Origin of the sequence: Pedobacter kyonggii, from assembly GCF_004310665.1 — a bacterium.
In the GTDB taxonomy this organism is placed as follows: Bacteria; Bacteroidota; Bacteroidia; order Sphingobacteriales; family Sphingobacteriaceae; genus Pedobacter; species Pedobacter kyonggii.
On sequence record NZ_SIXF01000002.1, the window covers coordinates 392,031 to 418,145 of the forward strand.

The 26,115-nt window shown below is 40.6% G+C and carries 21 protein-coding genes; 6 read left to right on the forward strand and 15 right to left on the reverse strand.

Features of this window, described 5'->3' with window-relative positions:
* The first annotated feature begins 322 nt into the window (after positions 1–322).
* A complete protein-coding gene (locus EYS08_RS04210) occupies positions 323–922 on the forward strand; it encodes an FMN-dependent NADH-azoreductase (RefSeq protein WP_131028587.1) in 600 nt (199 codons plus the stop codon).
* Positions 923–1,032: 110 nt separating this feature from the next.
* Positions 1,033–2,394, forward strand: coding sequence for an alginate export family protein (locus EYS08_RS04215; RefSeq protein WP_208745786.1), 1,362 nt, complete (start codon positions 1,033–1,035; stop codon positions 2,392–2,394).
* Between the two features lie 166 nt (positions 2,395–2,560).
* Here EYS08_RS04215 and EYS08_RS04220 read toward each other — a convergent pair whose 3' ends face one another.
* From EYS08_RS04220 to EYS08_RS04230, 3 genes are all read right to left on the reverse strand, one after another.
* Positions 2,561–4,348, reverse strand: a complete 1,788-nt coding sequence (locus EYS08_RS04220; RefSeq protein WP_131028589.1) for an amidohydrolase — start codon at positions 4,346–4,348, stop codon at positions 2,561–2,563.
* Between the two features lie 53 nt (positions 4,349–4,401).
* Complete coding sequence (locus EYS08_RS04225) at positions 4,402–5,091, reverse strand: hydrolase (protein WP_131028590.1); 690 nt, start codon at positions 5,089–5,091, stop codon at positions 4,402–4,404.
* A gap of 146 nt (positions 5,092–5,237) precedes the next feature.
* The gene (locus EYS08_RS04230; RefSeq protein WP_131028591.1) at positions 5,238–6,113 is read right to left on the reverse strand and encodes an alpha/beta fold hydrolase; all 876 of its coding nucleotides are present in this window, start codon (positions 6,111–6,113) and stop codon (positions 5,238–5,240) included.
* A gap of 521 nt (positions 6,114–6,634) precedes the next feature.
* Between EYS08_RS04230 and EYS08_RS04235 the strand changes: the two genes are divergently transcribed.
* On the forward strand, positions 6,635–7,471 hold the full coding sequence (locus EYS08_RS04235) for an alpha/beta hydrolase (protein ID WP_131028592.1): 837 nt from the start codon (positions 6,635–6,637) through the stop codon (positions 7,469–7,471).
* Between the two features lie 97 nt (positions 7,472–7,568).
* Positions 7,569–8,495 carry a LysR family transcriptional regulator gene (locus tag EYS08_RS04240; protein ID WP_131028593.1) on the forward strand — a complete coding sequence of 309 codons (927 nt, stop codon included), beginning with the start codon at positions 7,569–7,571 and terminating at the stop codon, positions 8,493–8,495.
* Positions 8,496–9,113: 618 nt separating this feature from the next.
* On the opposite strand, the gene EYS08_RS04245 is transcribed toward EYS08_RS04240, so the two are convergent.
* The 12 genes from EYS08_RS04245 to EYS08_RS04300 form a co-directional block, all read right to left on the reverse strand.
* Entirely contained in the window at positions 9,114–10,310 is a 1,197-nt protein-coding gene (locus tag EYS08_RS04245) for an MFS transporter (protein ID WP_131028594.1), read from the reverse strand.
* A gap of 441 nt (positions 10,311–10,751) precedes the next feature.
* Positions 10,752–11,378: an alpha/beta hydrolase gene (locus EYS08_RS04250; protein ID WP_131028595.1), complete on the reverse strand. Its 627-nt coding sequence runs from the start codon at positions 11,376–11,378 to the stop codon at positions 10,752–10,754.
* A 1-nt stretch (position 11,379) separates the two neighbouring features.
* Positions 11,380–12,315: a ring-cleaving dioxygenase gene (locus EYS08_RS04255; RefSeq protein ID WP_131028596.1), complete on the reverse strand. Its 936-nt coding sequence runs from the start codon at positions 12,313–12,315 to the stop codon at positions 11,380–11,382.
* A gap of 473 nt (positions 12,316–12,788) precedes the next feature.
* Positions 12,789–13,148, reverse strand: coding sequence for a response regulator (locus EYS08_RS04260; RefSeq protein ID WP_131028597.1), 360 nt, complete (start codon positions 13,146–13,148; stop codon positions 12,789–12,791).
* A gap of 43 nt (positions 13,149–13,191) precedes the next feature.
* Positions 13,192–13,584, reverse strand: a complete 393-nt coding sequence (locus EYS08_RS04265) for a RidA family protein (protein ID WP_131028598.1) — start codon at positions 13,582–13,584, stop codon at positions 13,192–13,194.
* A gap of 117 nt (positions 13,585–13,701) precedes the next feature.
* Positions 13,702–15,363 carry an FAD-dependent oxidoreductase gene (locus tag EYS08_RS26520; RefSeq protein WP_131028599.1) on the reverse strand — a complete coding sequence of 554 codons (1,662 nt, stop codon included), beginning with the start codon at positions 15,361–15,363 and terminating at the stop codon, positions 13,702–13,704.
* 18 nt (positions 15,364–15,381) lie between these two features.
* The gene (locus EYS08_RS04275; RefSeq protein ID WP_131028600.1) at positions 15,382–16,788 is read right to left on the reverse strand and encodes an ATP-binding protein; all 1,407 of its coding nucleotides are present in this window, start codon (positions 16,786–16,788) and stop codon (positions 15,382–15,384) included.
* Positions 16,789–16,827: 39 nt separating this feature from the next.
* Positions 16,828–17,814: an alpha/beta hydrolase gene (locus tag EYS08_RS04280; RefSeq protein WP_208745787.1), complete on the reverse strand. Its 987-nt coding sequence runs from the start codon at positions 17,812–17,814 to the stop codon at positions 16,828–16,830.
* Positions 17,815–18,000: 186 nt separating this feature from the next.
* Complete coding sequence (locus EYS08_RS04285) at positions 18,001–18,789, reverse strand: alpha/beta hydrolase (RefSeq protein ID WP_131028602.1); 789 nt, start codon at positions 18,787–18,789, stop codon at positions 18,001–18,003.
* An 859-nt stretch (positions 18,790–19,648) separates the two neighbouring features.
* Positions 19,649–20,161 carry a TlpA family protein disulfide reductase gene (locus EYS08_RS04290; protein ID WP_165456370.1) on the reverse strand — a complete coding sequence of 171 codons (513 nt, stop codon included), beginning with the start codon at positions 20,159–20,161 and terminating at the stop codon, positions 19,649–19,651.
* Positions 20,162–20,576: 415 nt separating this feature from the next.
* Positions 20,577–21,659 (reverse strand): restriction endonuclease, encoded by a 1,083-nt coding sequence (locus EYS08_RS04295; protein ID WP_131028604.1) that lies wholly within the window; start codon positions 21,657–21,659, stop codon positions 20,577–20,579.
* Positions 21,637–22,809: a DNA cytosine methyltransferase gene (locus EYS08_RS04300; protein ID WP_131028605.1), complete on the reverse strand. Its 1,173-nt coding sequence runs from the start codon at positions 22,807–22,809 to the stop codon at positions 21,637–21,639. Before EYS08_RS04300 ends, EYS08_RS04295 begins: the two co-directional genes overlap by 23 nt.
* Before the next feature lie 543 nt (positions 22,810–23,352).
* Here EYS08_RS04300 and EYS08_RS04305 point away from each other — a divergent pair.
* Complete coding sequence (locus tag EYS08_RS04305; protein WP_131028606.1) at positions 23,353–24,084, forward strand: FRG domain-containing protein; 732 nt, start codon at positions 23,353–23,355, stop codon at positions 24,082–24,084.
* Positions 24,084–25,145 (forward strand): DUF262 domain-containing protein, encoded by a 1,062-nt coding sequence (locus tag EYS08_RS04310; RefSeq protein ID WP_131028607.1) that lies wholly within the window; start codon positions 24,084–24,086, stop codon positions 25,143–25,145. Before EYS08_RS04305 ends, EYS08_RS04310 begins: the two co-directional genes overlap by 1 nt.
* Positions 25,146–26,115 lie beyond the last annotated feature (970 nt).

Consider the following 26,115-nt stretch of genomic DNA (forward strand, 5'->3'; position numbering starts at 1 on the left):
GTCTGATTTTCTACACTATTTTGATCGCCCGATTTTGTTGCCCGAGCTTTAAGGGGTTGCCTCGGAATTCAAGAGGCTGAGCCAGATTACCGGTAAATAAAATTTCTGTTTGCATTAAATCCAGGAAACTACGCAATATAGGTTACCATCAAAAAACTGATAAATCATATCATTAAACTGCGATACATAGTATTGAGTTGCCAGCGTAGTTTTACTTCAGGAAAACAGTACATCAATACTCTTATCCCTCGGAGCGGTTACGCCGATTAATGCAATTCGACTGGGGGTTGAGTTAAAAAAATATCCACTAAAATTAATGAATATGTCCAATATCCTGCAGATTATTTCAAGCCCAAGAGGCGAGGCGTCAAATAGTATCAAACTATCAGAGGCGATTATTGATAGATTGAAATTAAACTATCCTTCAGCCGCACTACACATCAAGGATCTCACCAACGCACCTTTTCCCCACTTAGAGGAGGTACATCTGAACGCTTTTTTCACAGATGTGGAAAAAAATACCGGGGAGCATAGGGAGGCAATAAAACATTCCAATTCAGCAATAGAAGAGCTCAACTGGGCAGATTTTGTAGTGATTGGTGCACCGATGTATAATTTTGGGGTTTCATCAACATTGAAAGCCTGGTTTGACCACATAACCCGCGCAGGAATTACCTTTAAATATACTGACAAGGGCCCTATTGGACTGCTTAGTGGAAAGAAGGTTTTTCTTGCAGTCACAACTGGTGGCATATACAGCTTAGGGGAGGAAATAAAAAAGGATTTTTTAACTCCATATTTAAAATTCATGTTGACTTTTATTGGGATGAATGATATAACTGTATGCAGGGCCGAGGGATTTGCATTATCTGAAACGCGTGATACTGCGCTGGAAAAAGCGATTGGAAGCATCAAAATCTAACGGAAAAGATTGTTTCAGGCTGCCATGGTAAGCTCAAAGCGGTTTGACTGGGTTGGAGCAGACTCTTAGAAAAAGCAATTAGAAATGCAATGATTGGCATAAAGTGTTTATTGAAAATATCAGTTTTAGTTTTGATTGCAGCCTTCGCTGGGGAAAATGGACAGGCACAAAGTTTTATGCTGCTTAGGTTTGATGAGGATTATACCCATCTGGCAGATTCGAGCAGAAACTTATATAACCGCCTGAAGCATTCACAGATTTTCTCTTCTGGTCCGGTGATACTGTCAATTGGCGGTGAAATACGTTCTGAGTGGGCACTTAAAGAGGATGAAAACTGGATTGCCAATCAGGGGTTCAATTACTCCTTTCTTCAGCGTTATTCCCTGCACGCGGGCGTTCGTTCCGGTGATAATTTCAGGTTTTTTGCTCAGTTAAACAGCAGCCTTGAAAATGGCAGTAAATATGCAGTTTCAACCTTAGATGAGGATAAGCTTGAGGTTCAGGACCTTTTTATAGATTACGACTTTTCGTCCACTCCTGCACAGCAACTTCTACTTAGGATTGGCCGTCAAGAGCTAGATTATGGTTCGGGTAGGTTAATTTCAGTTAGAGACGGAAACAACAGTCGTCAGTATTTTACCGGTTTAAAGTTCTCTTACAATAAACCAAAGGTGAGAATTGATGCTTTTGTTTTAGCCACAGATAGAACTAATCCAGGCTTGTTTGATAATCAAACCAAATTGCAGGGAAACCTTTGGGGTGCCTATTCAGACATTAGGTCTGCTCAAACTGGTAATTTTGACTTCTATTATCTTGGTGCCATGCGGGAGCAGTCTCGATTTGAAGCGGGAACGGACAGGGAAGTCCGGCATACTGTGGCGATTCGTCACTGGAAGGATGATAAACTCTTTATGTATAATATAGAGACCGCCTACCAGTTCGGAAAGTTTGGTCAAAATCAAATCAGCGCATGGACGCTGGCTATCGAACTGCGTTATAGATTTAACGGGGTTAAATTTACACCGACGGTGAACCTGCGGAATGATTACATATCAGGAGACAAAAATGCATTGGATAAAAAACTGAATAGTTTTAACCCCTTATACCCGAAAGGTGGTTACTTTGGATTTAATCCGTTAATCGGACCATCCAACCTCATAGATATTCATCCATATCTTACACTCAACTTTACCGATAGATTTTTATTTCAGATCGACCTGGTTTATAACTGGCGGTATTCACTCCAGGACGGCATCTTTCACCCAGGTGGAAGCTTCAATATTGCAGGCTCAAATTCCATAGCGCGTTACATTGGCACGACCTATTTGTTGAGTGCAGATTACCGGATTAATAATCATTTTTCCTTGAGTGTCGGCTACCAATATTTTAGAGTCGGTGGTTTTATTAAAGACGTCGTTCCCGTTAATGCAAACTCCAGGTTTTTCAATACACAGCTTTCTTTTAAATTTTAATGCTTTTCCAGCTCCAGGATGGTTTAGGATTCGAAGCTACTAATAGTAAGCAGTTAACTTGTACTCGAAATGCTGGTTTTGACAAGTGTAAAAAAGTTATATACCAAAAAAAGGCAAATACTTAATTAAAAGTTTTGCCTTTGATGTTGAGCATTGTAATTTGTATTTAGCGGCTTTGATACTCGCTATAGAAATTGACCGGACTCCAATCCGGCAGTGCCTTTGGAACTTGCGGTGCGATTGTTTGATATTCCCGGGCGCCAAATATAACTTTGCCGTCCAGAATGGTTAGCACTGAGCGAATATCTTTTATTTTCTCCTCTTCAACGCCAAGGTAGTCAGCATTCAGAATTACCAAATCTGCCAGGAAATTTTTCTTCAGCATCCCGCGCTCATTTTCCTGATGAATTAATGAAGCACTTCCCAGGGTATATATTTTCAGTGCGGATATCCTATCCACCTGATTTTCACTGGATGCGAATTTTAATCCACCTAGTGACTTTCCGGATACAAATTGATAGATTCCAATCCAGGGATTGAAACTTGAGACCCTTGTGCCATCTGTACCACCCCCAACACGTAAACCCTTGTTCAGCATTCTGCGGATGGGAGGTGTGTGGAGCGCAGCGTTTTTTCCATATCTTGAAACAAATCCCTCAGCCTGGAAAGCCATGCGGTCCTGGATTGCTAAACCCCCGCCTAAAGCCTTTATCCGGTCTAGATTTGCATCGCTCACAGTTTCAGCATGGTCGAAAAACCAGGTCAGACCATTGAACGGTGTTTCCTGATTTACTTGTTCCATAACATTCAAAAATCTAGTGATACTCTCATCATACGTTGCATGCAATCGAAATGGCCAACGGTTTTTTACCAGTTCACTTATTACCGCCTTCAGCTGATTCTCCATCGCCAGAGGAAGTTCAGGCCTTGGCTTGAGGAAATTTTCAAAATCTCCACCCGAGGCCACTAAGTTTTCCCCAGCGCCCAGCACACGATAATCAGTTGTCTGGTTTTCCACTTGAACGTCACTTTGATGTTCTGAGATATCAACCATACCAATCCATTTCAGGTAGTCTTCCAATTCTGCTCCTGGTTTCTGAGCAAATAAGTAGTATGGTAACCTTACATTTAATTTCCGGCTCGTCGACAACATGTCAGTAATTTGATAGTCATCCGGAAAATTCTGGAATCCGCCTCCGGCATCCATTACACTTGTCACACCCAATGAATTTAAATCGTATATGAACCGTTCTGTGGAATTGATTTTTTCTTCCATGGTAAGTTCGGGAAGCTTTGATAGTGTAGAATACAATATGAATGCATTGGGCTCGGCAACTAGAAGTCCTGTAGGTTCGCCATCCGGGTTCTTTTGGATTAGTCCGCCGGTTGGATTGGGTGTGTCGCCTGTGATGCCCAGGGCTTGAATTCCCGCCTTATTTAAGAATGCTTGCCCATATAGGTGCAAGATGAAGGCTGGAGTATCACCTGTTGCAGCATTGATTTCATCCAGGGTAGGCAGGCGTTTTTCTTTAAACTGGAACTCACTCCATCCACCGACAACTCTTACCCATTGTCCTGTGGGTGTACGCAAAGCCTGTTCTTTGAGCATGGATAATGCGCCTGCCAGAGTGGTCACTCCATCCCATCTCAGTTCCGCATTATAAAACCGCCCACCGCGAATGACATGGAGATGGGAATCATAAATCCCGGGAATAACCGTTTTTCCTCTGGCGTCAATGACCTGTACATTCCTCCTGATGTATTTTTTTATTCTTTGGTTACTTCCAAGTTCAATAATTCTGTTACCTGCAATAGCAATTGCTTCGGCAGACGGCTGCTTGTCATTCAGCGTGATGATTTTACCGTTTAGGATGATTTTGTCGACTTTCTGCTGGGAGAATACATTTCCCGAGAATGCAATGATCAAAAATATGGTTGTGTTTGTTAGTTTCATGACCTAGAGGAATAAAAGGGACAACGTTTATGCTGTCCCCGTGTATGTAACCCTTAATGTTTCATTACTTCCTTTGCATACTGGATGCCGATACCATATGCTCCTCCATATTGTTTAATGAGATCGGTAGTCGCATTGTACGTTTCTGATCTGGCCCAGTCTCTCTGCAGCTCTAACAGATACTGAAGTGATGTTATAGGTTGGACACCTGCTTTAACCATTCTGGTAATGGCCTGCTCGTGTGCTTCAGTGGAAACATCACCACTGGCATCAGTAATTACATACACCGTATATCCTTCATTGATCGCCGACAATGCCGGGCCAACTATACAAACACTTGTCCAGAGACCACCCATAACCAGTATTTTCTTACCCTTCCCTGTAATTGCCTTGTGCGCATTAACGTCTTCCCAGGAATTCATAGTGGTTCTATCGATAATAGTCGTTGAAGAAGCCGGATAAAATGTACTGATTTCGGGAAATACAGGTCCGCTGAATGATTTTGCTGCTACAGTTGTGACCACTGTTGGTATGTTGAATATTTTGGATGCTCCGGCGCTCAATGCCGCATTATTCCTGAGCACTTCAATGGGCTGATTTTTGACAGCGAATGCCATCTGACTTTGATAGTCTATTAAAACCAGTGTATGGTTTGTAGGGTTCAGTAATTGCGGACTTGGCTTTTGTGCAAATCCATACATAGAAGATATGAGACCAACTGATAATAGAATTAATTTTTTCATCTTATTTGATTTTGTAAAATAATTATGTGTGATAACTAATGTGTCTGCGCGGGACTTTTGTGTTTATTATGAAGCGCATATATTATTATTGGGGGAGGTTATCGCATCCAGAGCATAGAGTCCTACGGCTTAACACCCCCTAGGCTTTATGATCTTTTAATCTTACGGTCTAAAAAATCCTCAATTACTGCAGCCATTTCATCTCCCTTACTTTCAAGGGCAAAATGCCCGGCATCATACAAATGGTATTCAAGGTTTTTCACATCCTTTTTGTATGCTTCAGCTCCACTCACAGGAAAAATGTAATCGTTTTTTCCGTAGACAATAAGCATTTCAGGGTTATGGTCTCTAAAATATTGTTGCCATTTAGGATAGTTAGGTGGGTTAGTCCCGTAATCATAAAATAAGTTCAGTTGGATCTGATTATTTTCGGGTCGTTCAAGATGGCGCAGATCAATCTCCCAATTATCCGGACTTATTACCGAGGTATCAGGTACCCCGTGAGTATATTGCCATTTTAACCCATCCGGTTGATGAAAGGTTTCAAGCGTACTTTCTGCAGCTTTATCATTTCTGTCTTTCCAATAAGCCTTGAACGGGTCCCAGAAAGTTTCCAGGCCTTCTTCATAAGCGCAACCATTCTGGACAATCAATGTGTCAATTTTTTCTGGATTTGCCGAAGCGATCCTCCAGCCAACCGGGGCACCGTAATCCATCAGGTAAAGACTGTACTTTGATATCTCCAGTTTTTGAAGCAAGGTTGTAATAATCTCGGCAAAGTTGTCAAATGTGTAATCAAAGTCTGCGATAGGAGGCTGTTCACTTCTTCCATAACCAGGATAGTCAGGGGCGATTAAATGATATTTACCGGATAGACTGTCAATCAGGTTGCGGAACATGTGCGAGGATGTTGGATAGCCATGTAACAATACCAATGTTGGAGCCGTTTTCAGCCCAGCCTCGCGGTAGAAAATATTGACACCATTAATGTCAATGAATTGATACGTAGTTTGATTTTTCATAATCTTGCAATTAATTTTAACGTAAATATTGAGTGTACGCAGCTATAACTGATTTGTAATAGCGGCATATCAAAAGTACCGGCCAATGCCAAAAATTGTATATAAGCCTATTTATACCAGGTATTATTAAAATTATGAATGCCTAATTTCCAGATTCACACATAAGGTGATCACTATGTGGTGAGTATAACTATTGCCTGCCTATAATTAATTGACGAGGTCTGCGAGAACCGGCAATTTAAAACATTCCATAAAGCTGGTGGCTGGCCCGAACAGCTAAAATCCCATGAAGCCTTTCGGTGCAGGACGATTTCCCATCAGATATTTTGCTGACAGGTTAACTCCGATATTTTCAGAGTTTACTTTATTTAAACTCCGAAAAAAATGGAGTTTTTTTTATCTGTGAATCAAAATGCATAATTAGAAATATTTTATTTATCTGATAATCAATATTTTAAAATTAATTCAGTTTGCGTTTGTCTTTTTTATACTTATGGCACACAATTGACTACTCTTTGGTTATGAAGTCAAACAATGAACAAACTGCAACGTTTTTAAATCAGAAAGGCCAGAACATTTTTTATCGGAACTGGAAAAGTCAGAGCCAGCCTAAGGGAATAATTACAGTTGTTCACGGACTCAACTCACACAGCGGGTATTATCAAGAGTTTGCGTATCAGCTTAACGAAAATGGTTTCGAGGTTTATGCTCTGGATCTGGTCGGTAGGGGACAGTCAGAAGGTGAAAGATTTTATATACCTGATTTTAAACATATATTGGCCGACATTGATACGCTCATCGGTATTGCGTCCTCTAGGTACCCATTGCTACCGGTTTTCCTTTTTGGACATAGCGCAGGAGGTGTTTTTTCCGCTGCTTATGCTGTTAAAAACCAGCATAGACTTCAAGGGTTAATCTTAGAAAGTTTTGCATTTAAACTTCCGGCGCCGGCACCTGCTCTTGCGGCAATAAAATTCCTTGCCCGTTTTATTCCTCATATTCGGTTAGTCAAATTAAACAATGAATATTTTTCCCGTGATGCAGCTCATGTTCTAAAAATGAACAATGATCCACTTCTTAGTCACGAAAGACAGCCTGTCAAGACGATGCAGCAGCTGTTGTTGGCATCAGAATATCTCAAAAAACAAATAAGTGCAATTGAGCTTCCGCTGCTGGTACTTCATGGTACCGCCGATAGCGCAACTTTGCCATCTGGAAGTGAATTATTTGAAAAACAGGCATCTTCTCCAAATAAGCTACTAAAACTCTATGAAGGTCATTATCATGACCTCCTCAACGATAAATACAACGGAATTGTCATTCGGGATATTATCCAGTGGCTGACCGGGGCGATATAAATTGTGGGAGCAAAACAGCGAAGAGCCATACCGCTCTGCGAGTGTCAACCCTGCAAGTTGTACCTAACAATTAGTAAAAAACTTAAACCAACAAACAATGATTAATCTAGAATGGTTCAGAACCTTTAAAGTAATTTATGAAGCTGGAACACTATCGGCTGCAGCAAAAGATTTGTTTATTTCCCAACCAGGTGTTAGCCTGCACTTAAGCTCCCTTGAATCTTTTGCCGGGCATAGGCTTTTCGATCGGGATACCAGAAAAATGGTAGCCACGGAAAGAGGGACAATGTTGTATAATTTTATAATCGACCACATGAATAAGCTGGAAGAAGCGGAACATATCTTCCGCAGAAAATCAAAAGCTGAAAAACCAACTGTTAGTGTGGGCATGTCGATGGAAATATTTCAGCATGTATTGGAGGCACACATCACAGATTTGCCCTTTAACCTGGTTACAAGGTTTGGTGACTGTCCGCAGATGCTCCAGGATCTGAACAATGGTACTTTAGATCTGATTCTTACTACCCTCAAGGGTACACAGCATAACCTTGATTATAGACCGTTCAATACCGAAAAAATTATACTAATTTGTGGTAATCAGACCGACACCCGGGAATTTGAAGAACTCCTCTCACAAGATAACCGCCCGGCGCTTAGGGAATGGTTAAACAATCAGGTCTGGTATACTACAGCGTACGATATGGAATACCTTAAAAATTTCTGGTCAGCAAGTTTCGAGGCACTACCAAGTTTCAGGCCGAAATACGTAGTGCCTTCTTTTGCATCGATTTTAAGGTGTATGTCCAATAGTAAGGGTTTCGCCGTTGTACCCGATTTCCTATGCGGTAAAGAACTCGCTGAAAAAGGTATAAAATTGGCATGGGATGGAAGTCCTGCTGTAGAAAATACCCTTTATTTTGCCAAGAGAAAAAACACCGCGTACCCGGACGAGATCAAATACCTGGAAGATATTCTAAATAAAAATTGGCCTGTTGATGAGCAGGTGTTATCATTGCTCGATTAGTTTGATAGCATGTTACCCGTTAATAAATATTCATGACAAGCTTGAGTTTGACAAAAAGGATTTCTGGACTATAATGCACTATGATAAATGTTAGCGCTTATTTCCGGTAGGCCCGGACCGCTGAACAAAGATCCCTGGTTGGGTAATTCCCATTGGTCTGTGTTTGAAGAACGGCATATAAAACAATTCGCGTTTCGCACCTGCGCAGTGTATGATCAGGCTCTTGTCATGTGGTGGCGCAGTGCTTGATGCAGGTTGTTGTTACTTTCCCATCAGCTCAGTTCCTAAGGCCGGTAATACAAAGTGCTTCGCAGGTAACGTGATTTCAAAATGTAACTTCCGTTGGTGGCGATCGGTATGCAGTTAACATTCCCAAACATGTTCGTGTTGATGCCAGGCATGGTTTTAGACTCACTAAGCAATAACTCAGATCCAGAATTGTTGTTTATTTAGCTTCTTTTTCCCGAACAACAATAATGGTTTTGTTGAAGGAAATAATAAAGGGGAAGGCGGATGTTTTTTTAGATTTACCGAACCTTAAAATCTGGAGGATATGGGCGTTTCTTTCATCAAAAATATCTGTACCCCGGATTCCTTCAAGGCTTCGTTGACTTGTAGCTAAATAACAACCGAATTGGCAAGGATAACGTTTTTTCGCCAAACACGGAGCGAGATATAACCTAGCGCGATTACCGTTGAGATCAAAAATATTAACCCGATAAACATATCTATGCTGAGCAATGCCATCATCACTAAGGGGCCAACTCCGTAACCTCCAAATAAAAATCCTGTTCCATGAGCGGCGGGAGACAAAAGGGTTTGTCTTCCCTGAGGAAACTTCACAAGGCCCACAAACAATGGCTGACTACAACCGAAGCCTATTGAAATAATGGCTAGCAGGCCTTCAGCCAATCCTAAAGATAAATCACCCCAGAGTAATAAAAGCCCTAAAATGGTTAATCCCATGGTGGCGTATAGAACGGTTATCATTTTCTTATCCATCTGTAAACGGTGGATTAGAAAGGATACTACAAAACCGGGAAAACCAAAAATAAATAGTTCGGTCGCAATCTCAAATTCATTCAGGCGGTATTGAACTGTGAAATAATGGCTGATCCAAACAAAGACACCAGAGTGAAACAGACCTGTAAAAAACGAAAAGCCGTATATAAATCCAGCTGTACGCTCCACAGTTTTTACCTTGCCGGCTTTTTCACAGGGCGTTATTGCCGGTGCAAATTTTTGTGCTTTCCCTATAAAGCAGAAAACAAACAGCAAAAAACATAGTATGCTTAGACATTGATATAGAGTTCGCCAGCCATAAATTCCATTTAACCAACCGCCAATACTTGGGGAAAACGTCATACCCGTGGCGAGTGCAAAAACAACCGGTACGATACGCTCTAGAGACTTTGGCTTTTTAGTATAACAAATGCAGTGGAGAATAGCCATTGGCAGCAGAGTGCCCGTCCCGAAACCTATCAATGCCCTGGTTAAGAGGAAAAAACCTGCAGCCTGGCTGATACTTAACAAATAATTTCCTACAGCCATAGAAGCAAGTGCGAGTAACAAATGCTTACGAATTGTAAGATTAATCTTTAAATAGGCCGTTGCTGCGGCGGCAATAGAAAATGCGATCGCAAATACTGGAATGCCAAGCGCAGGCAATGGAGAGGCAAAGTCCACCGCTAAACTCTGTGCGAGAGGCGCAATTAGATATGCTTGAAACATTACCAGCATACATGCCAATAAAGGAATGCATTCATGAGTTAAGGCCAATAGTCTTTTTGAAGCGCATTTCATTTGTTGAATCATCAGTTGAAAATTTAATGTGGACTACTAATTAATTGCAAACCTGATGATCAGGTTTTATCATTTTAAGATTATAGATAACGGGTTTCTAGTTTTGTACTCAAGATTTTGACTTCGTGTCCTTTTTAGGTGGTATCCGCTATGAGCAGGATCTGTCCCGGCGGAAATTGCCTTTTTTCACCCAGAGAAGTCTCTATCTCAACAGCACCATCTAGCAACACTACAAACTGCCGATCCGGAGCTTGATGATAATCATTGTAAGCTGGTTTGACTGTTCTAAAAATCATTTCTTTGACTTGAAACCGACCGGACAGAAAGCCAAGGGGCAGGCATCCGGAAGTGGATATTCAATGACCTGAAAATTGCTCTCACACCATCCGCGCCCGCATAGCCTCTGGTGATTATAATGTCTTTTTCATGCTATGCCCTTATCATCTGAACCTATTAACGATTAAATATCCAGTTATTGGCAATATTAATTTCATCCATCAGGATGCCGTGTGATTTACCCTTGTATACTTCCAATCTGACATTTGCTTGTTGAATTTTGAGTTGTGTCACTGACTCTTTAACTCTAATCAGGGGTACGTGCGGATCCAAATCTCCTGTAGTTATCAATATCCTGGTTCCTGAAAGATCACCCTTGTAATTATCGCCTTCCAGAACTTCTCCAATCAGGCCTCCGGTAAAAGCAATAGCACCGCCGTATTTCTTCGCATTTCGGCTGATATACTCCAGCATCAAGCATGCACCCTGAGAAAATCCCAGGAAAAAGATCCTTTCCCAGGTTATACCATGATTTACTACATGCTTGACAAGTTCGTCTACAATGCTCAGTGAAAGGTCTATTGCCGGTTGATTGGTAGCAGTCGGGGCCATAAAACTATAAGGGTACCAGCTATTCTGTGGCGCTTGTGGAGCGAATATGGCCATTCCCTCAATCTCAAGCTCACCACAAAGCTCCATTATATCTGAAGCATTACTGCCTCTACCGTGAATCATAATGAGTACACCTCCAGCTGAATCAATAGCCTGTCCGCCGACCAGATATTTTTCTTCTATCGCACTCATATTATATTAATTTAGGTAGTGTGATTTCAAGGGTTTCACGCAGCTGCTCATATTGCGCAGGTAACATCAGCTTCTCTCCAAGGCTCTCCAGAGGTTCATCTACCGTAAAACCGGGATTTTCAGTGGCCAGTTCAAATAAAACCCCTCCAGGTTCGCGGAAATAAATTGAATAGAAATAGTTTCTGTCAATTTTTTCGGTGACCCTTAGTCCAAGCCCAACGATCGTCTCCCGGAACGCCATCAAAATCTTCTCATCTCTAACCCTGAAAGCGACATGGTGTACCGATCCTGTAGATACGTGTCCTGGAGCTTCAGATTTCCTAACTAAAAGATCAATGATTGCCGCATTTGGAACGGAGTCGGTAATAAAACGGAAAAGATCATCCTTTTGCTCAACTAACCGGTAGCCAAATACTTTTGTCAGTATGTGCGCTGTTGGTGCTAACTCATTGATCGTTAAAGTTATACCGTTAAATCCCTTCAGGGCATTATGGACAGGCACATCCGTGGATGTCCAGGGTAAGCGAATATCTTCTTTCGAAGAACCTATCAGCTCCAAACGAAGTCCATCGGGGTCAAAAACTGTTAGATAAGGATCGCCGAATTTTTCGGCTACATCAATAAAATTTATACCATTTTTCTTAAAGCGTTGTTTCCAAAAGTCGATGCTTGACTTGTCTATGGAGTGTCCTATCGAAGTGGCTTGACGTGTTCCAGGTCGTCCCGGTGGGATTCCTTCATTTGGAAAAAATGTCAAAATGCTTCCCGGTGTACCCATCTTATCTCCATAATAGAGATGATAGGTTTCAGGATCATCGAAATTCACTGTTTTTTTAATGAGGCGAAGCCCGAGTATACGGGTATAAAAATCATAGTTTCTTTTGGCATCACCGGCAATCGCTGTAATATGATGAATACCTTTAATCGTTTTTTCCATATTTCTTATTTTGTTGGAATGGGTTACTTAAATGATACTGCGGGGTAATCGTGTCTGTCTATTAGTGGTTTAACCTTGCCCGGACAACCCGCTGAATGTTTTTCTGGTTAATTCAAACAGCTCCTTCGGACTTCCCTGAAAAAATTCTCCATTTATCAAAAAGGCCGGAGTGCTCTCATTCCCTGTTATAATTTAACTTGCAAATACGGGGTTATTAGTCTGGGCCTCTACCAGTTTTTTAGTTTCTTCCACCTTGTTGAAGAACGTATCAACAATAGAATGGGATGAATGAATGTCTGGCTGCCTTAAATTGCGTCAAATCAACCATGTGATTAATTTTCAATAAAGTTCGGCTGAAATTTGAGAAATGGAAAATCACAGGAGTTATACCTGTTATCATTATTTTGATAGCCCTTTAGACTATCAGTTACGAGAAGGTTGATAGATAATATGATCCGGGACCGGCTGTTTTGTTAAGTTATTCCAATATGTCTTTCAACGAGTGCATACAGGGAAGTAAGGTCAAAGGGCTTGCCAATATTCGCATCAAATATCCAACGATTCTTTTTCTTAAAAATGTTTTCATTGCAACTCATTGCAACGATAGGGAGATTCGGATATAAAGATTTCATTCGACAGCACCACTCCACGGACTTATCAGAAGGTAAAGATAGGTTAATGAGAATCAGTGATGGTGCTAAACTTTGAATTAAATTAATCAGTTCCAGTTCGTGCCCGGAGTAACCAATAGCTTCGTAGTTATTCATTTCCAGCGCATGACAAAGAACTTCCAGCAGGTTGAGGTCTGGATCTATGATTAATATCGTTTTCATCTTGACGAATTACAGGTAAATTCTGTAAACCTATGCCTGTTGTCTATTTCATGGCTACTATTTTTATCTCCACATACTGGCCAGGTAAAGCCAGTTCCTTTACGCCTATTATTGAACTGGCAATTCTTTTAGGGTCCGGATAAAACTTAGCGCCAATAGCCTTTCTTGCCTGAAAGCCTGCCTGCATGTCGGTTACATAAATTACTTCTTCAATGATATCATCTTCAATATAATGGAAGCCCTTCAAAAGTTTAAGTATATTTGCATAAGCTAACTCCATTTGCTTATCCATCCCTTCTGCCAAAACACCCTTTTCGTCGTGGCCTAACTGACCTGAAATATAGACCATGTTTCCATTTTTTACCGCCTGAACGTAACCGTAATCTTCTTCCCATTTCATGTGGAAAGTGTTAAATTTTTTGTTTTCGTTAATCATATCTTCCTTATTTTATTGTTAATCGATTTTTCTTTTAATTCAATTGGAAATTGAGCTAATTTCCCTGATGTGTACACTTACAATGTTGTTCCCTGACATCGTTTTAAAATTGCTTAATTAATTTTCTGCTAAATATTTGTGGACAAAAGAAATTGCCATTGAACCTTCACCAACTGCCGAAGCTACCCGGCTCATTGCTCCGGAACGTACGTCTCCTGCGGCAAATATACCCGGGATACTGGTCTCAAGTAAGTAAGGGTCTCTTTTAAGCTTCCAGAATTCCCCAAACCTGCTGTCAGACCGCAAGTTTTGCCCGGTTCTAATAAAGCCGTTAACGTCCCGTTCTATAGCATCTCCCAGCCAATCAGTGAAAGGCTTCGCACCTATAAAAATATACAATGCCGCCGCCTTGTGCCTGTCAAGGCTCTTGCTTTTTATATTTTCAATTAATAAATCCTCCAGGTGGTTCCCGCCTAAAGCCTCCCTTATTTTGCAAGTAGTCATAACCTCAATGTTAGGCAGGCTTTCAATTTGCTTGATAAGGTAGGAAGACATCGTACTTAATAAACTTTCTCGTCTGATGATTATATGTATTTTTTTGGCAAATTTAGAAAGGTAAACCGCAGACTGGCCTGCGGAATTGCCGCCTCCGACGATATAAACGTCCTGCCCTTTACATGAGGCCGCCTCGCTTACTGCCGCTCCATAATAGATTCCGGCACCTGTAAAATCGCTAATGCCCTTGGTATCGAGTTTTCTATAGTCGACCCCTGTAGTTATAATAACTGCCCGACACTTGATTGAGCTGCTATCATGGAGTGTTATGGTTTTGTAGTTGTCCATCTCGCTGATGGACAATACTTCTTTTGGAGAAAGTATCTCCGCACCAAGTCTTATCGCCTGGCTGATCGCCCTTCGGGACAGGTCAGCACCCGTCAGCCCTGAAGGGAAGCCCAGGTAGTTTTCTATTCTTGAACTAGTTCCTGCTTGTCCGCCCGGAGCTTTCCGTTCTATTAAAAGGGTTTTTAGACCTTCAGAAGCGCCATAGACAGCAGCAGCAAGTCCTGCAGGACCCGCTCCGATAATAACGACATCATACATCTCTGTAGTCACACTCGCATCTGTCCCGATTGTTAATGCCAAAGAATAAACATCCGGCTGGATAAAAACTTCTCCCTCCTCAGTTATAACAATAGGTAAATCCTCTAAACTTAAACGGTTGAGTTGAAGTAACAAGTTTGCCTCCGGATCTTTCTCGATATCCAGCCATCGGTATGGAATCAGGTTGCCTGCCAGGAAATCCTTTAGCTTGTGCGAGAAGGGCGAATATTGGAATCCGATCAGCTTGATTCCTTTGAATTCAGGACGGTAATTAGCCTGCCAGTCGGAGAGGAGTTCATCCAGGACGGGATATAAACCTTCCCCGGCAGGATCCCAGGGCTTCATCAGATAATAATCCAACTGGACACGATTTATGGCCTCTATGGCTGCCTGAGTATCGCTGTATGCAGTTAACAATACCCGTTTCGCCTCGGGAAAAATGGCCATGGCTTCTTTTAAAAATTCGACACCCTGCATTTCGGGCATACGCTGGTCGCTGATAAAAATAGCAATGGCCCTGGACTGATTCTTCAATTCGGAAATGCTTTCTAAGGCCTGGTGGGCAGAACTACTGCTGATGATCTTATACTCTTTCCCATACTGGGATTTTAAATCCCGTGTGATTGCATGGAGGACTTGATGGTCATCATCTATCAAAAAAATTAAAGGTTTTTCCATTTTTATTTAATCTGTCATTCAATTTTGCTGATTGTCAATCGGGATGCAAACTGTAAAAACAGTGTTGCCCGGAACTGAATTTACTTTAACTGACCCACCATGTCTGAGTATAATCCTTCTGACATTTTCCAGACCCATGCCTGTACCTATACCAATTGGTTTAGTCGTAAAAAAGGGATCAAAGACGTTATTTATGATTTCTTTAGCAATGCCAGGTCCATCATCGGTAAAGCTAACCTTGATGTTATTGCGCTCGCGTTCGGTCTCAATGGTAAGTAAGCCCTGATTATTTTCAAGCATACTGTCAATTGCATTATCGATCAGATTGGTCCAAACCTGATTAAGTTCTCCGGTGTACCCATTTACCGGGGGAATTCCTTCACTATAGCGCCTGCTGATATGAACTTTTCCAGCCCTGATTTTATGTCCGAGCATTCGGATCGTATTATCCAGTCCATCATGTACATCTGTATATGACCTGTTTTGGCTACGGTCCATATGTGTATAAATTTTGACAGATCGGACCAAATCTGATATCCGCGAGGAAGCAACCTGAATGTTATGAGCAATTTTTTCGGTAACAAGGGTGTGCGATAGGCGCTCAAATACCGCTTCTAGTGCTTTTTGCGGAAGCCGCGATTTGAAAAAGTCAAGCGAGTCCTTGCCAATATTGAAATCTACAAAGATTTCGATCATTTCTTCAGTATAATAGATAGCATTACTATCCATCCAGTTGGTGATGCTATTTTCCTTTTGATCCCGCGCTTTGTAAGATAATTCAGTTTCCTGATACGCGGAGATAATTTCAATAAGGCGGTTATCTATTTCCGCTATGGACACATTTTCCCAATATTCCGCTGTTAATGAATTATTGACCAACCGATCGGCTCGAAGATGTGCTTTGAGTGCTGAAGCATCACTGATTAATGCGGAGGTCGGGTTATTTAATTCATGAGCTAAACCCGCTGCCAATTTTCCAAGCGAGGCCATCTTGTCATTTTGTTGCTGAAGGGTCGTATAATTTTTGACCCTGTTGTTCATGATATGCACCAATGACTGCGTGAGTTCAAAATGTAAACTGATCATTTCCCTCACCATTAAGGTTTCAAAGGATAATACTTCGACCTGATCGAGTGCAAGTGCATTTAATGGTGCAATGTCGCTTCTTGAGTAGGGGAGGTATCCAAAGATATCACCCGTTTCCAGTGTTAAAAGATCTTGCTTTTCCTTTCCACGATAGATAAACATTGAAATATTTCCCTTCATTAAAAAATGTGGTCCATCAATTTTCCTTCCCTGCACCCCCACAAAGTCTCCTGCTTCAAATTTTCGGATCTTGCTGTGTCTGATCAGCCAGTTCAATTGTTCACGGGGAACTGTTGAAAGACTTACAAAATTCAATAACTGTTGAAGAAGGGTTGGCATTATCTGTTAATCTATATATGAAAATAGGCTCATTCACACTTAAGCAGACAAATATTTTTGCAACTCAGCTGATGCGTGCGTAATCAGGGACTTCACCTGGGTTAGGTTTGCCAAGGGATTAAGCATACCGAAGTCATGGATCATTCCGTTATAGCGTATGGTGGTTACCTTAACACCTGCCTGATCCAGTTTTCGGCCAAATTTTTCACCTTGGTCCCGCAAAATATCAGCTTCTGCCACCTGAATTAATGTTGGGGGAAGCTTCTTAAGTCGCTTGCGGTCTGCAAGGACTGGGGAGATATAAATACTATTTAGTGCCTGCTCATCGTTAGTATAGTTGTCGAACATCCATTTCATTTTTTGGGAAGTTAAAAACCTGTCATTGCCGTACTTATCATAGGACTTCCAGCTTGCCGTATAGCTTGTTACCGGCCACATTAGTATTTGTAGTTTGATTTCGGGTCCCTTGTTTTCAAGTGCCCGGATAGCGCTGGCAATTACCATGTTCGCTCCGGCACTGTTGCCTACAAGAGCCATCCGTGTACCATCCAGACTATGGTTATGACCGTTTTTTGATAACCAATCCAGCGTGGCGGAAATTTCATCCAGTGCCCGGGGATATTTCGCTTCAGGTGAGCGCGTGTAATTTACAAAAATGCCTGCTGTGCCTGATTGGACAACCAAATCCCTTACCATTCGTTTTTGGCTCGGGTAGTCACCCAAAACCCAGCCCCCACCATGTATGAAAACAAAAAAGGGTAAAGTTCCTTCACTGTTCGCAGGTCTTAAAATATTAAGTTTTATCTTATATCCGCCTGAATCCATGCTTAGTTCAGATTCCTCAATTCCAGAATAGTCGACTTCGCCGGATGCTTGAAGATCGGCAAAAGCTTTTCTCGCATCAGTAACCGATAAATTTACTGCTGCGGTCGATTTTAGGGCATTGAACGCTGTGAGGAATTTTTTTGTTTTTTTTGAAAGTGCTTTATCTTTCTCAATCGGATATTGTTTTTCGATTTCTTCCATAATGTATAATGTTCAATTTCCGTTGCTGATGAATTGGTAATAATAGCCCCTGAAACACCGGTAGTAAATTTGATTAACGAGATTGTAACAGACCAAATGTGCGCTGCAAAGCAAGCCGTTTTGCAGCGCAATCTGATTGTACCGGAAAACTATATTTTTCCATCTCTTAAATGGTTAATATCCAGGTTATTTGACGGCCGTCGCCGCATCGGTGATAACTTTTGCAACCTGTTCAGGCTGCGAAATAAATACCGCATGACTTCCTTTTACTTCTGTAACTTTAGTGTTGGAGCGCTTATACATTGCTTTTTGAATCGAGGGAACAAGTGTCTTGTCCTCGGTAGAAACTACCGCATAGCTTGGTTTTGTTTTCCATGCAGCACCAGTCAGGGGAGTTACAAAACCTTTGACATTAAAGGCACCCTGTGAGGCTGCCATAAACTCAGCCTGCGCTTTGGGAATATCCGCACCGAAACCCGCATGGAATTTTGCCAGATCATAATAAACCATCCCTTTCTCATCCGGATTAAGTATTCCGCTTTCCGGAGCTGGTGGAGCGGTCATTACCCATTGCAGCACCGTTTCTCCTTTGTCCGGTTGAAAAGCTGCTACGTAAACCAATGCAGCAACTTTGGGGTGGTCACCCGCCTGGGTAATCACAGCACCTCCGTAAGAATGGCCTACCAGAATCGTTGGACCATCTTGTTTATCCAATGCGAGTTTAGTGGTCGCAGCATCGTCTTCGAGTGAAGTCATTGGATTTTGAACCACTGTTACCTTATAGCCCTTTTTAGTCAGGATAGCATAAACAGCACTCCATCCCGAACCATCGGCAAATGCACCATGTACCAATACAACATTTTTAACTTTTGGAGCTTGTGCGGATAGTTGCTGCGGAGTTGTAATCACTGCCAGTAACAACATAGCCAAGGTTCCTATCCTGGCCGATTTTTGGATTGATAATTTTGTTTTCATGTTTTTAAATTTATGGTTTAGGAAATATCTCTCAAGGCATTGGTTTCCCAGGACACTTTTTATTGTTATATCCAGTACAAAGTTGGCGGTTTTCAGAGTTTTGCAAAATCATTTAAATTCTAGCAGTTATTAAAAATATGATGCTATAATTGAGTATAGGTTAAATACCTTTTTTAGAGAAAACAGGTAATTGTTAAAAATCAATGACTATGGCCTGCAACAATCTGCCATATTCAGTTACCCATATCATTTTGGTCATATGCTAATTACGCCGGGGCAAAAATACTTTAATTACAGAGGGCGGCTGAAACAATGAAGAGGGGTCAACTTCTAAATAAGCCAGATCATTGTTAGCTGGCTTTGCGGGCCTTGGGAAGTTTGTGGGGGCGGCCACAGCAACTGTGTCCAGTTTCAGTATGTGGCTTACCGGTTTTAGCTACGCGGCAAAGCTAGCGGCTATACAGGGGGCATTCCGATTTATACCGCTTCATCAAGCCGCCTGCTGGCAGGCTATAAATACCAATATATAAATTTTATAATAATACATTACCCAAACCAGCAAGCTGTGTTAGCTGTTCGGTTGGAAGCAAAATCGGGCTTGGAATAGAAATCGCCAACAGACATTACGATACCGCCGAAACCAATTTCCTCCATACTAAATACAATCCTGTCGGGGGACAGTCTTCTGGGCGGGGACATCAGTTTTTTAGCTGGACTGATTATACCCATACTAAAGTATTTCCTTAGCGTGCCTTTCATCTGATTGACGGGACACAATTTTTATGTACGGCGGAAAGTCAGGAAATACTTTCCGCGGTTATGGGGTGCGAGCTTTGTTTCCTATCCCACTGAGGCAGGTTTATTTTCTTAGGTTTTCGATCTCCATGGAAATATTCTTTGCACCTTCTTCAGCGGTCTGGCCTGGCTGGAAACCTATGGATTTTGCACGCACAATACCCTGCTTATCAATAAATATCTTAGTGGGGATACCCGGCATCACATATTGGAGGTAATATTTGTTCATTTTCCCATCTTTGCCATGCTCATCAAATAAAACATCAAAGCTGTATCCGGTTTCTTTCAGAAATTTTTCGACCAGGGTTTTATAATCCTTATCGACCTCCCTGGTATCGATGAAAAGAAATTTGACATCATTATTGCCTTTGTATTTATCCATAGCCAGCTTAACCGAAGGAAAGGACTCTCTGCAGGGAACGCACCAGGTAGCCCAAAAATCAATTACAATAATTTTGTCCTTGTAATCAGAGAGTGAAACTGATTTTCCCGAAAGATCCTTCAAAGTGAATGCGGGCGCAGGTTTGTTAAGCGTGCTATCGGGATCCTCAGGAGTGGAGTAGTTGCTTATTTGCAAGCTCGCGGAATGAATGTTGAAACCCAGATCCGTCGCTAGTGCTTTAGTCGCTTGGAAAATCAAAAAAGTAAATCCAAAAACTAGAATTGTTTTAGTCAAATTGTTCATTCGTGTTTATATTTAATATCAATATTTAAAAGCTGAGGATATTTCGTTTTCTGCAGCTATGGAGGCCATAGCCGATATAGTAGCTTTATAACCATCCCAATTGGGCATTAACATCCGGTTAATTTTATACTAGACGCAATAATTTTAATAATGTTGCATATTTTGATTGAAATACATAATCATGCGCATTGGCAATGGTATCTTATTGAACGTTACAGCTCCTATAATACGCTTCCTCGATATAAGCAGATCCCTAAACGGATTTAAAAATTGTGTAATGTTTACTAAATCTAAACATAGACGCTGATTATCCTACCAATACTCGCTCCATATAGCAATCTAGAAATGCTTCTGTTACACCTTGGATTTTACGTCTTTGGCAAAGGGAATAAAGTTCTTCAACAGCCGAATAGGGGAAGAAACGGATATTTAGTTCTCTAAACTGAGGGTGATTGGCTTCTTTAACAACTTTAGCCCGGTCAGAATCGTCTGCAACAATGACGTATCTGATCCCTTCAAGGCCTATAAAGAGGTCCTTAAATTTTTTCATCCTGGTTAGTCCGCTTGTTACTCCGGTTGAGTGTTCTACTTCCATTACTGCCGGCATTAGCTTTCCGTTCTTGAACCAGATGCAATCTATTAAAAGCGCTGCCTGAGCTGCATCCTGATATGCTGTAAGCAGTTTTTCATCCTGCAGACGTGGAATCACACCCTCTAATTCCCCAATCTTTTTATTTTGGTAAATAATCCCCTTATCGTTTTGGGCAATCCACGTCCTAAAATTCAGTTGTTTGCCCACAAAATAAAGCGCAATCTGGATCTGTGCATGTCTGCGCTGGATATCAATATCGATTGGCTCGACCAGTGTTTCTGAGGGAAGTACCAAAGCATCGTATGTAATTTCCTGCGCTGGAACTTCCGAAATAACAATTTCAGTTTTTTTCTCCTGTAATATGCCTTGCTGATGAGGCTCGTCCGGTGTCCATAGCAGGTGTTTGTGACCTCTTTTAATCTGAGGTTTTCCTCCCTTTGTTTCTATCCTGCCAGGGTATGCAAAGTAGAACTGGGGTGTATATGCTAATAGGGCTTCCAATACACTCCGGGTATTATAACTTCCTGCGAGAACCCTGTCAAAATTAATCGGCTGGTTAGGAACCATGGCATTCGCTATACGCCAGATAAGCTCCGGGGAGATGGGTTCAACTTTCTTACCTAGGGCTTTCTCACCTTTGATCGGATTCCACCGGCGTATACGGATCGGCCCTTCGGGCAGGTCTACATTTACAATCTCTATCAACCCTGTATTTTTCGGATCAATGTAGTTATAGCTCAATGATCTGTCAAGCTGGTTGATAAAGGCAACAATGTTAGCTGCTGTGAGCTTCTTCATATATCGGAGCGTTTGTTTTTGACTGTAGATTAGTAATAAAATCTGCTATCGTGTTGGCAAGGCCTCTTGCCGCAAGATACGGCACCCCGTTTCCAATGGTTTTAAACATATCTGAAAGGGATATTTCAGCTGGAATTACAAAGTCTTTTGGAAGCGACTGCAGCGAAAGGCTTTCTGCAACCGATAGCCTTCTCGGTAGAAAAGGGTGCAGGTGAACTTCGTTGTTTCCATAGGCTACGGTTGGTGAGTAGCGCCATCGGTGAAGCCTTTTGTATGATTTTTTCTTATCATCTCCTTCAGGTATTGTCATGAATTTTGCCAGTCCTGCACGTGGTTGAAAATAATGAACAGCATTTGGATGATTTTCAACATCGTTTTTATTGAACCAGTGTTGAACGGTAAGCTCTTCTGTGATATTTAAAGGCACTGCCCGTTCCACGTTTTCAGCAAATACATCCTGTAATGGCCAGTCTTTCCTGAAAATCTCTTTTTGATCAAAAATTGTATGGGCAGTCCAGTTGAATTCGTCAACGGTTTGCTGGAACTTTGCGGGCTTTACATATCTTGATAAAAAGCTTTTATGGAAGCCGATAAGTATAATTCTCTGCCTGTCTTGGGGAGCGCCATACTCGATGGCATTGATAAGGTTTTCAGTGAGGTAATAGCCATTGCTCTTCAACTTCGTTTTTAGCGCTTCGAAGAATTCTCTATGCTTTACTGTGCGGTATAGTCCTTTAACATTCTCGAAAAGAAAAAAGTCCGGTTTTGTACTGGTTATGAGATCGATATAAGTTCCTGAAAGTTTTCCGTTTTCCCCATGTTTCCCTTTGTTTTTACCACCAACGGAAAAATCAGGGCAGGGTGGGCCTCCTATGAATCCGGTAATCTCGTATTCGTGCTTCGCATCTTTGAGATTTGAACTCAGTTTTTCCAGCTCCTCTGTTTCTGCATATTTGGTTACATCTTTTACTTCGTAGCCGTACTTAGGTGGCCTGGTGTCCATCATTTTACGCGCACCTTTATAAATGTCCATGAAAGGTTTGTGGTACTCATTTACGAACACCGTTTCAAACTTTCCGGTTTTTTCAAAACCCAAATCCAAGAATCCCGCACCAGCGAAAAAGGAAAATATGCCTGTTTTCTTCATCATCGAACCAAATATACAAACTAGCTGTTAAAGTCATCACCGAATTTATGATTTTTGGGGGTTAGCTCAATTTATAGAAGTCATAAGCTTTACTCCGGGAATTTGGAGGTTTTAATAAAAACACACATATTTCTGTTTAACTTTTTTCAATGTATTCCGTTGAACAATTTCAATTGTTACATCTTTCCCGATTAACATGATTTTCAATTGAGACGTACCTATTTAAATCTTATTTGAATGGCTATATCAAGTTTTCCGTCGGAGAATGTCTTAAAATCCTACCCGAATCATTGAAGCTAAAAGGAATAACAGCAGGAACACAATTTTGAGAAAATAGTGCTTATCATTAAATGACAGATGTTCACAGCCCGGGAATTAGTACACGAGCCATAAAATTGCATACTTATTTGATTCACGTTTAAATTTTCATTCAACATCACTTGGAATTGAATAAATTTATAAAATGAAACATTTTATGGTAAGTGTTTCATTTTATAATATATAGAGATTTTCTGTAAATTGCCAACTCTAAGTTATTCGCTGATAATGAAATATAGAGATAAAAAAATTAATAGTGTTTCAGATTTAATTAGTAAACTGAAAGACGATTGTGTAGGTATTGAGGGGCCTATTTGGTTTCGAGGACAAAGTCAAAAAGATCACAAACTATTACCTTCTTTATATAGGAAGAGTACATCTGTATCTGAGATGACTCTAGTGAAGAAATTCAAGCAAAACGCGACTTTGTTAGTAACAACAAATTATTCAGAAGAATTTGATTGGTTATTTATAATGCAGCATCATGGTGTCCCTACAAGGCTTTTAGATTGGAGTGAGAGCTCTTTAATTGCGCTATACTTCGCTTGCGCAAACAGCGATGATAAAGATGGCGCGTTGTGGATACTTCTACCAGTAGAATTAAATAAACATGCCTCCATTGAGCCGGATGAGACCTACGATATTCCGGGAATAACTGAACTGGAAAATTATAGTCCTAAAAGCTACCACGCAGACAGAACTAACGTGATGCCGCCAGCAGCGGCAATTACGACTCGTAATACGCCAAGGATGCAAGCTCAACAAGGTACTTTTACAATATTTCATAAAAAAAGAACTGAAATCGAAAGCCTGGGTGATAAGAATCATGTTTGGAGATATATTATTCCAGCAGATTCAAAACAAAATATTCTCAGAGAATTAAAAATATGTGGAATTGATAAGTTTCAATTATTTCCAGAGTTATCTAGTATTGGCGAAACTTTAAATAAAGAACTTTAATGAGTTATATATCAACATACCCAAAGAAAAGTAGTAACATTCTACGTTTAATTTTTGAAAATGATATTATTGATTTTAATCCTGAGTATCAAAGAAATGGCGACATATGGTCTATTGAGAAAAGACAACTACTGATAGATTCTATATTAAATGATTACGACATACCAAAGTTGTACTTTCATGTATTGTCTTTTGAAACGAAAAAACGAACAGGAAAAGAATACGCCATTATAGACGGTCGTCAAAGGATAGAGACTATCATTCAATTTGTAAATGGAAAATTCGCATTAGCTGAAGACTTTAAGTATTTAAAGGATGAGAAAGTTAATGCAGGAGGTTTTTATTATAAGGATTTAGCCGAGATATACCCAAAATTAAAGATGTCATTTGAATCATTTGATCTGCCTATAACAAATGTGGAAACTGATGATTTAGAATTAATAGATGACATGTTTCTAAGATTAAATGAAGCTGTACCATTAAATGCCGCTGAAAAAAGAAATGCGATTGGTGGACCGCTTGTTAAATCCATTAAAAAAGTTGCCTCAAATGATTTTTTTAGTGATAAAATAAAATTCACAAATAAAAGGTATCAATATTTAGAAGTTGCAGTTAGGCTATTATTTATTGAACATTTTTTAAAATACGAATCTAAGGTTTATGATACGAAAAAAGTGTTTTTAGACGCATTAGTAGAAAAATATAAAATTGATACAACCATAAAAGTAAAAGATATAGAGCAAAATGTTCTTTTGATTTTAGCGAAGATGTCAGAGATCTTTGCTGATTCAGATCCATTATTAAGATCTCAAGGCATAATACCTATTTATTATTTAATTTTCAGAGAAATCTATATTAGTAAAAAATTAAGACCAGTGAATAGAAATAGTTTTTTAGTCTTTAGAGACCATGTAAGAAAAAACAAAGAATTGGCGGAAAAAGATATTAGACTAGCAAACTATGATTTAATAGATTTTGATAGAATGTCTGTGCAAGGAACTAATGACGCCGGATCAATTAAAGAAAGATTGAGGATAATGACTGAGTTTTTAAGTAAGTAAAATTATACGAACTATTTTTTAACAAAGTAGCGGAAGTTCGTCAACTACCCAACTTCCTACCCCATGATTAGCAAACGGGGGTTGTAAGAATATTCGGAAATTCTTCAACCCAGTCCAATATGTGTTCCCTGGACATCATGTTTCCTTCCTGCTCGCGATAACCGCCGATTAAGTCTAGTGTTTGATTTATTAATTCTTCCATTTCTAATTTAGATTTTTGTATTGTGAGCGTAATGGACCTATTTCTTCAAATTTAGATTTTTCCTTCATTTGATTACTGAGATAAAGTTAATTATTTCGCGATCTATATTGAGGAAATTTATCAGGCTGGGCATTTACTTGTTTTCCTTTACGAAGATGTTGTTCAATTTTTTTTCAGGGCGTGCCCCTAAAGGGTCGCGTCTTCCGCTGTATCTCCCTGCGGGAGGATGCCGCTGCAACCGCTCACGCACTTTGGATTAAGATTTGATAATATGATGTGTGCAGTGATGGTCTGCTAAATGATTAAGTGCTGCTACCGACTATTTGCTTTGTATGTGAGCAGTCTCTACATGTCTTGTCCTGAAATAGGTTGTCATTGACACAACAGAAATGAAGGAAAAAAAGTTAATGACACATGCGCAAGTTTTTTTTGCGTGTATATACATTCCAGTAGCCCAGTATGGTCTAAATGGATATTCCGACCCATACTACACCACCCATTCCGAGGCATAGTACACCAGTCATTCCGAGCCAAAGTACACCATTTTTTGTTTGAGGTAATTAAATATTCCGAGGCAAAGTGCACCACTTTTGGTTCATTGCAGGATTATTTTACTCTGCCATTCCGACACATACTACACCACTATAATTAACCATATCACTGATTTGGGCATAGTTTAACCCGCCAATTATATAGGTTTGGTAAGCATCAAGCTTACCCCTGTAGATATGGCGAACAAACTGCTCAGCATGAATAAGATTAGACAGA

Excerpts from the sequence above, each read along its gene's own strand:
- EYS08_RS04210 (WP_131028587.1), top strand. The coding sequence starts at position 323 with ATGTCCAATATCCTGCAGATTATTTCAAGCCCAAGAGGCGAGGCGTCA.
- EYS08_RS04220 (WP_131028589.1), bottom strand. The coding sequence starts at position 4,348 with ATGAAACTAACAAACACAACCATATTTTTGATCATTGCATTCTCGGGA.
- EYS08_RS04225 (WP_131028590.1), bottom strand. The coding sequence starts at position 5,091 with ATGAAAAAATTAATTCTATTATCAGTTGGTCTCATATCTTCTATGTAT.
- EYS08_RS04230 (WP_131028591.1), bottom strand. The coding sequence starts at position 6,113 with ATGAAAAATCAAACTACGTATCAATTCATTGACATTAATGGTGTCAAT.
- EYS08_RS04235 (WP_131028592.1), top strand. The coding sequence starts at position 6,635 with ATGAAGTCAAACAATGAACAAACTGCAACGTTTTTAAATCAGAAAGGC.
- EYS08_RS04240 (WP_131028593.1), top strand. The coding sequence starts at position 7,569 with ATGATTAATCTAGAATGGTTCAGAACCTTTAAAGTAATTTATGAAGCT.
- EYS08_RS04245 (WP_131028594.1), bottom strand. The coding sequence starts at position 10,310 with ATGATTCAACAAATGAAATGCGCTTCAAAAAGACTATTGGCCTTAACT.
- EYS08_RS04250 (WP_131028595.1), bottom strand. The coding sequence starts at position 11,378 with ATGAGTGCGATAGAAGAAAAATATCTGGTCGGCGGACAGGCTATTGAT.
- EYS08_RS04255 (WP_131028596.1), bottom strand. The coding sequence starts at position 12,315 with ATGGAAAAAACGATTAAAGGTATTCATCATATTACAGCGATTGCCGGT.
- EYS08_RS04260 (WP_131028597.1), bottom strand. The coding sequence starts at position 13,148 with ATGAAAACGATATTAATCATAGATCCAGACCTCAACCTGCTGGAAGTT.
- EYS08_RS04265 (WP_131028598.1), bottom strand. The coding sequence starts at position 13,584 with ATGATTAACGAAAACAAAAAATTTAACACTTTCCACATGAAATGGGAA.
- EYS08_RS26520 (WP_131028599.1), bottom strand. The coding sequence starts at position 15,363 with ATGGAAAAACCTTTAATTTTTTTGATAGATGATGACCATCAAGTCCTC.
- EYS08_RS04275 (WP_131028600.1), bottom strand. The coding sequence starts at position 16,788 with ATGCCAACCCTTCTTCAACAGTTATTGAATTTTGTAAGTCTTTCAACA.
- EYS08_RS04280 (WP_208745787.1), bottom strand. The coding sequence starts at position 17,814 with ATGGAAGAAATCGAAAAACAATATCCGATTGAGAAAGATAAAGCACTT.
- EYS08_RS04285 (WP_131028602.1), bottom strand. The coding sequence starts at position 18,789 with ATGAAAACAAAATTATCAATCCAAAAATCGGCCAGGATAGGAACCTTG.
- EYS08_RS04295 (WP_131028604.1), bottom strand. The coding sequence starts at position 21,659 with ATGAAGAAGCTCACAGCAGCTAACATTGTTGCCTTTATCAACCAGCTT.
- EYS08_RS04300 (WP_131028605.1), bottom strand. The coding sequence starts at position 22,809 with ATGATGAAGAAAACAGGCATATTTTCCTTTTTCGCTGGTGCGGGATTC.
- EYS08_RS04305 (WP_131028606.1), top strand. The coding sequence starts at position 23,353 with ATGAAATATAGAGATAAAAAAATTAATAGTGTTTCAGATTTAATTAGT.
- EYS08_RS04310 (WP_131028607.1), top strand. The coding sequence starts at position 24,084 with ATGAGTTATATATCAACATACCCAAAGAAAAGTAGTAACATTCTACGT.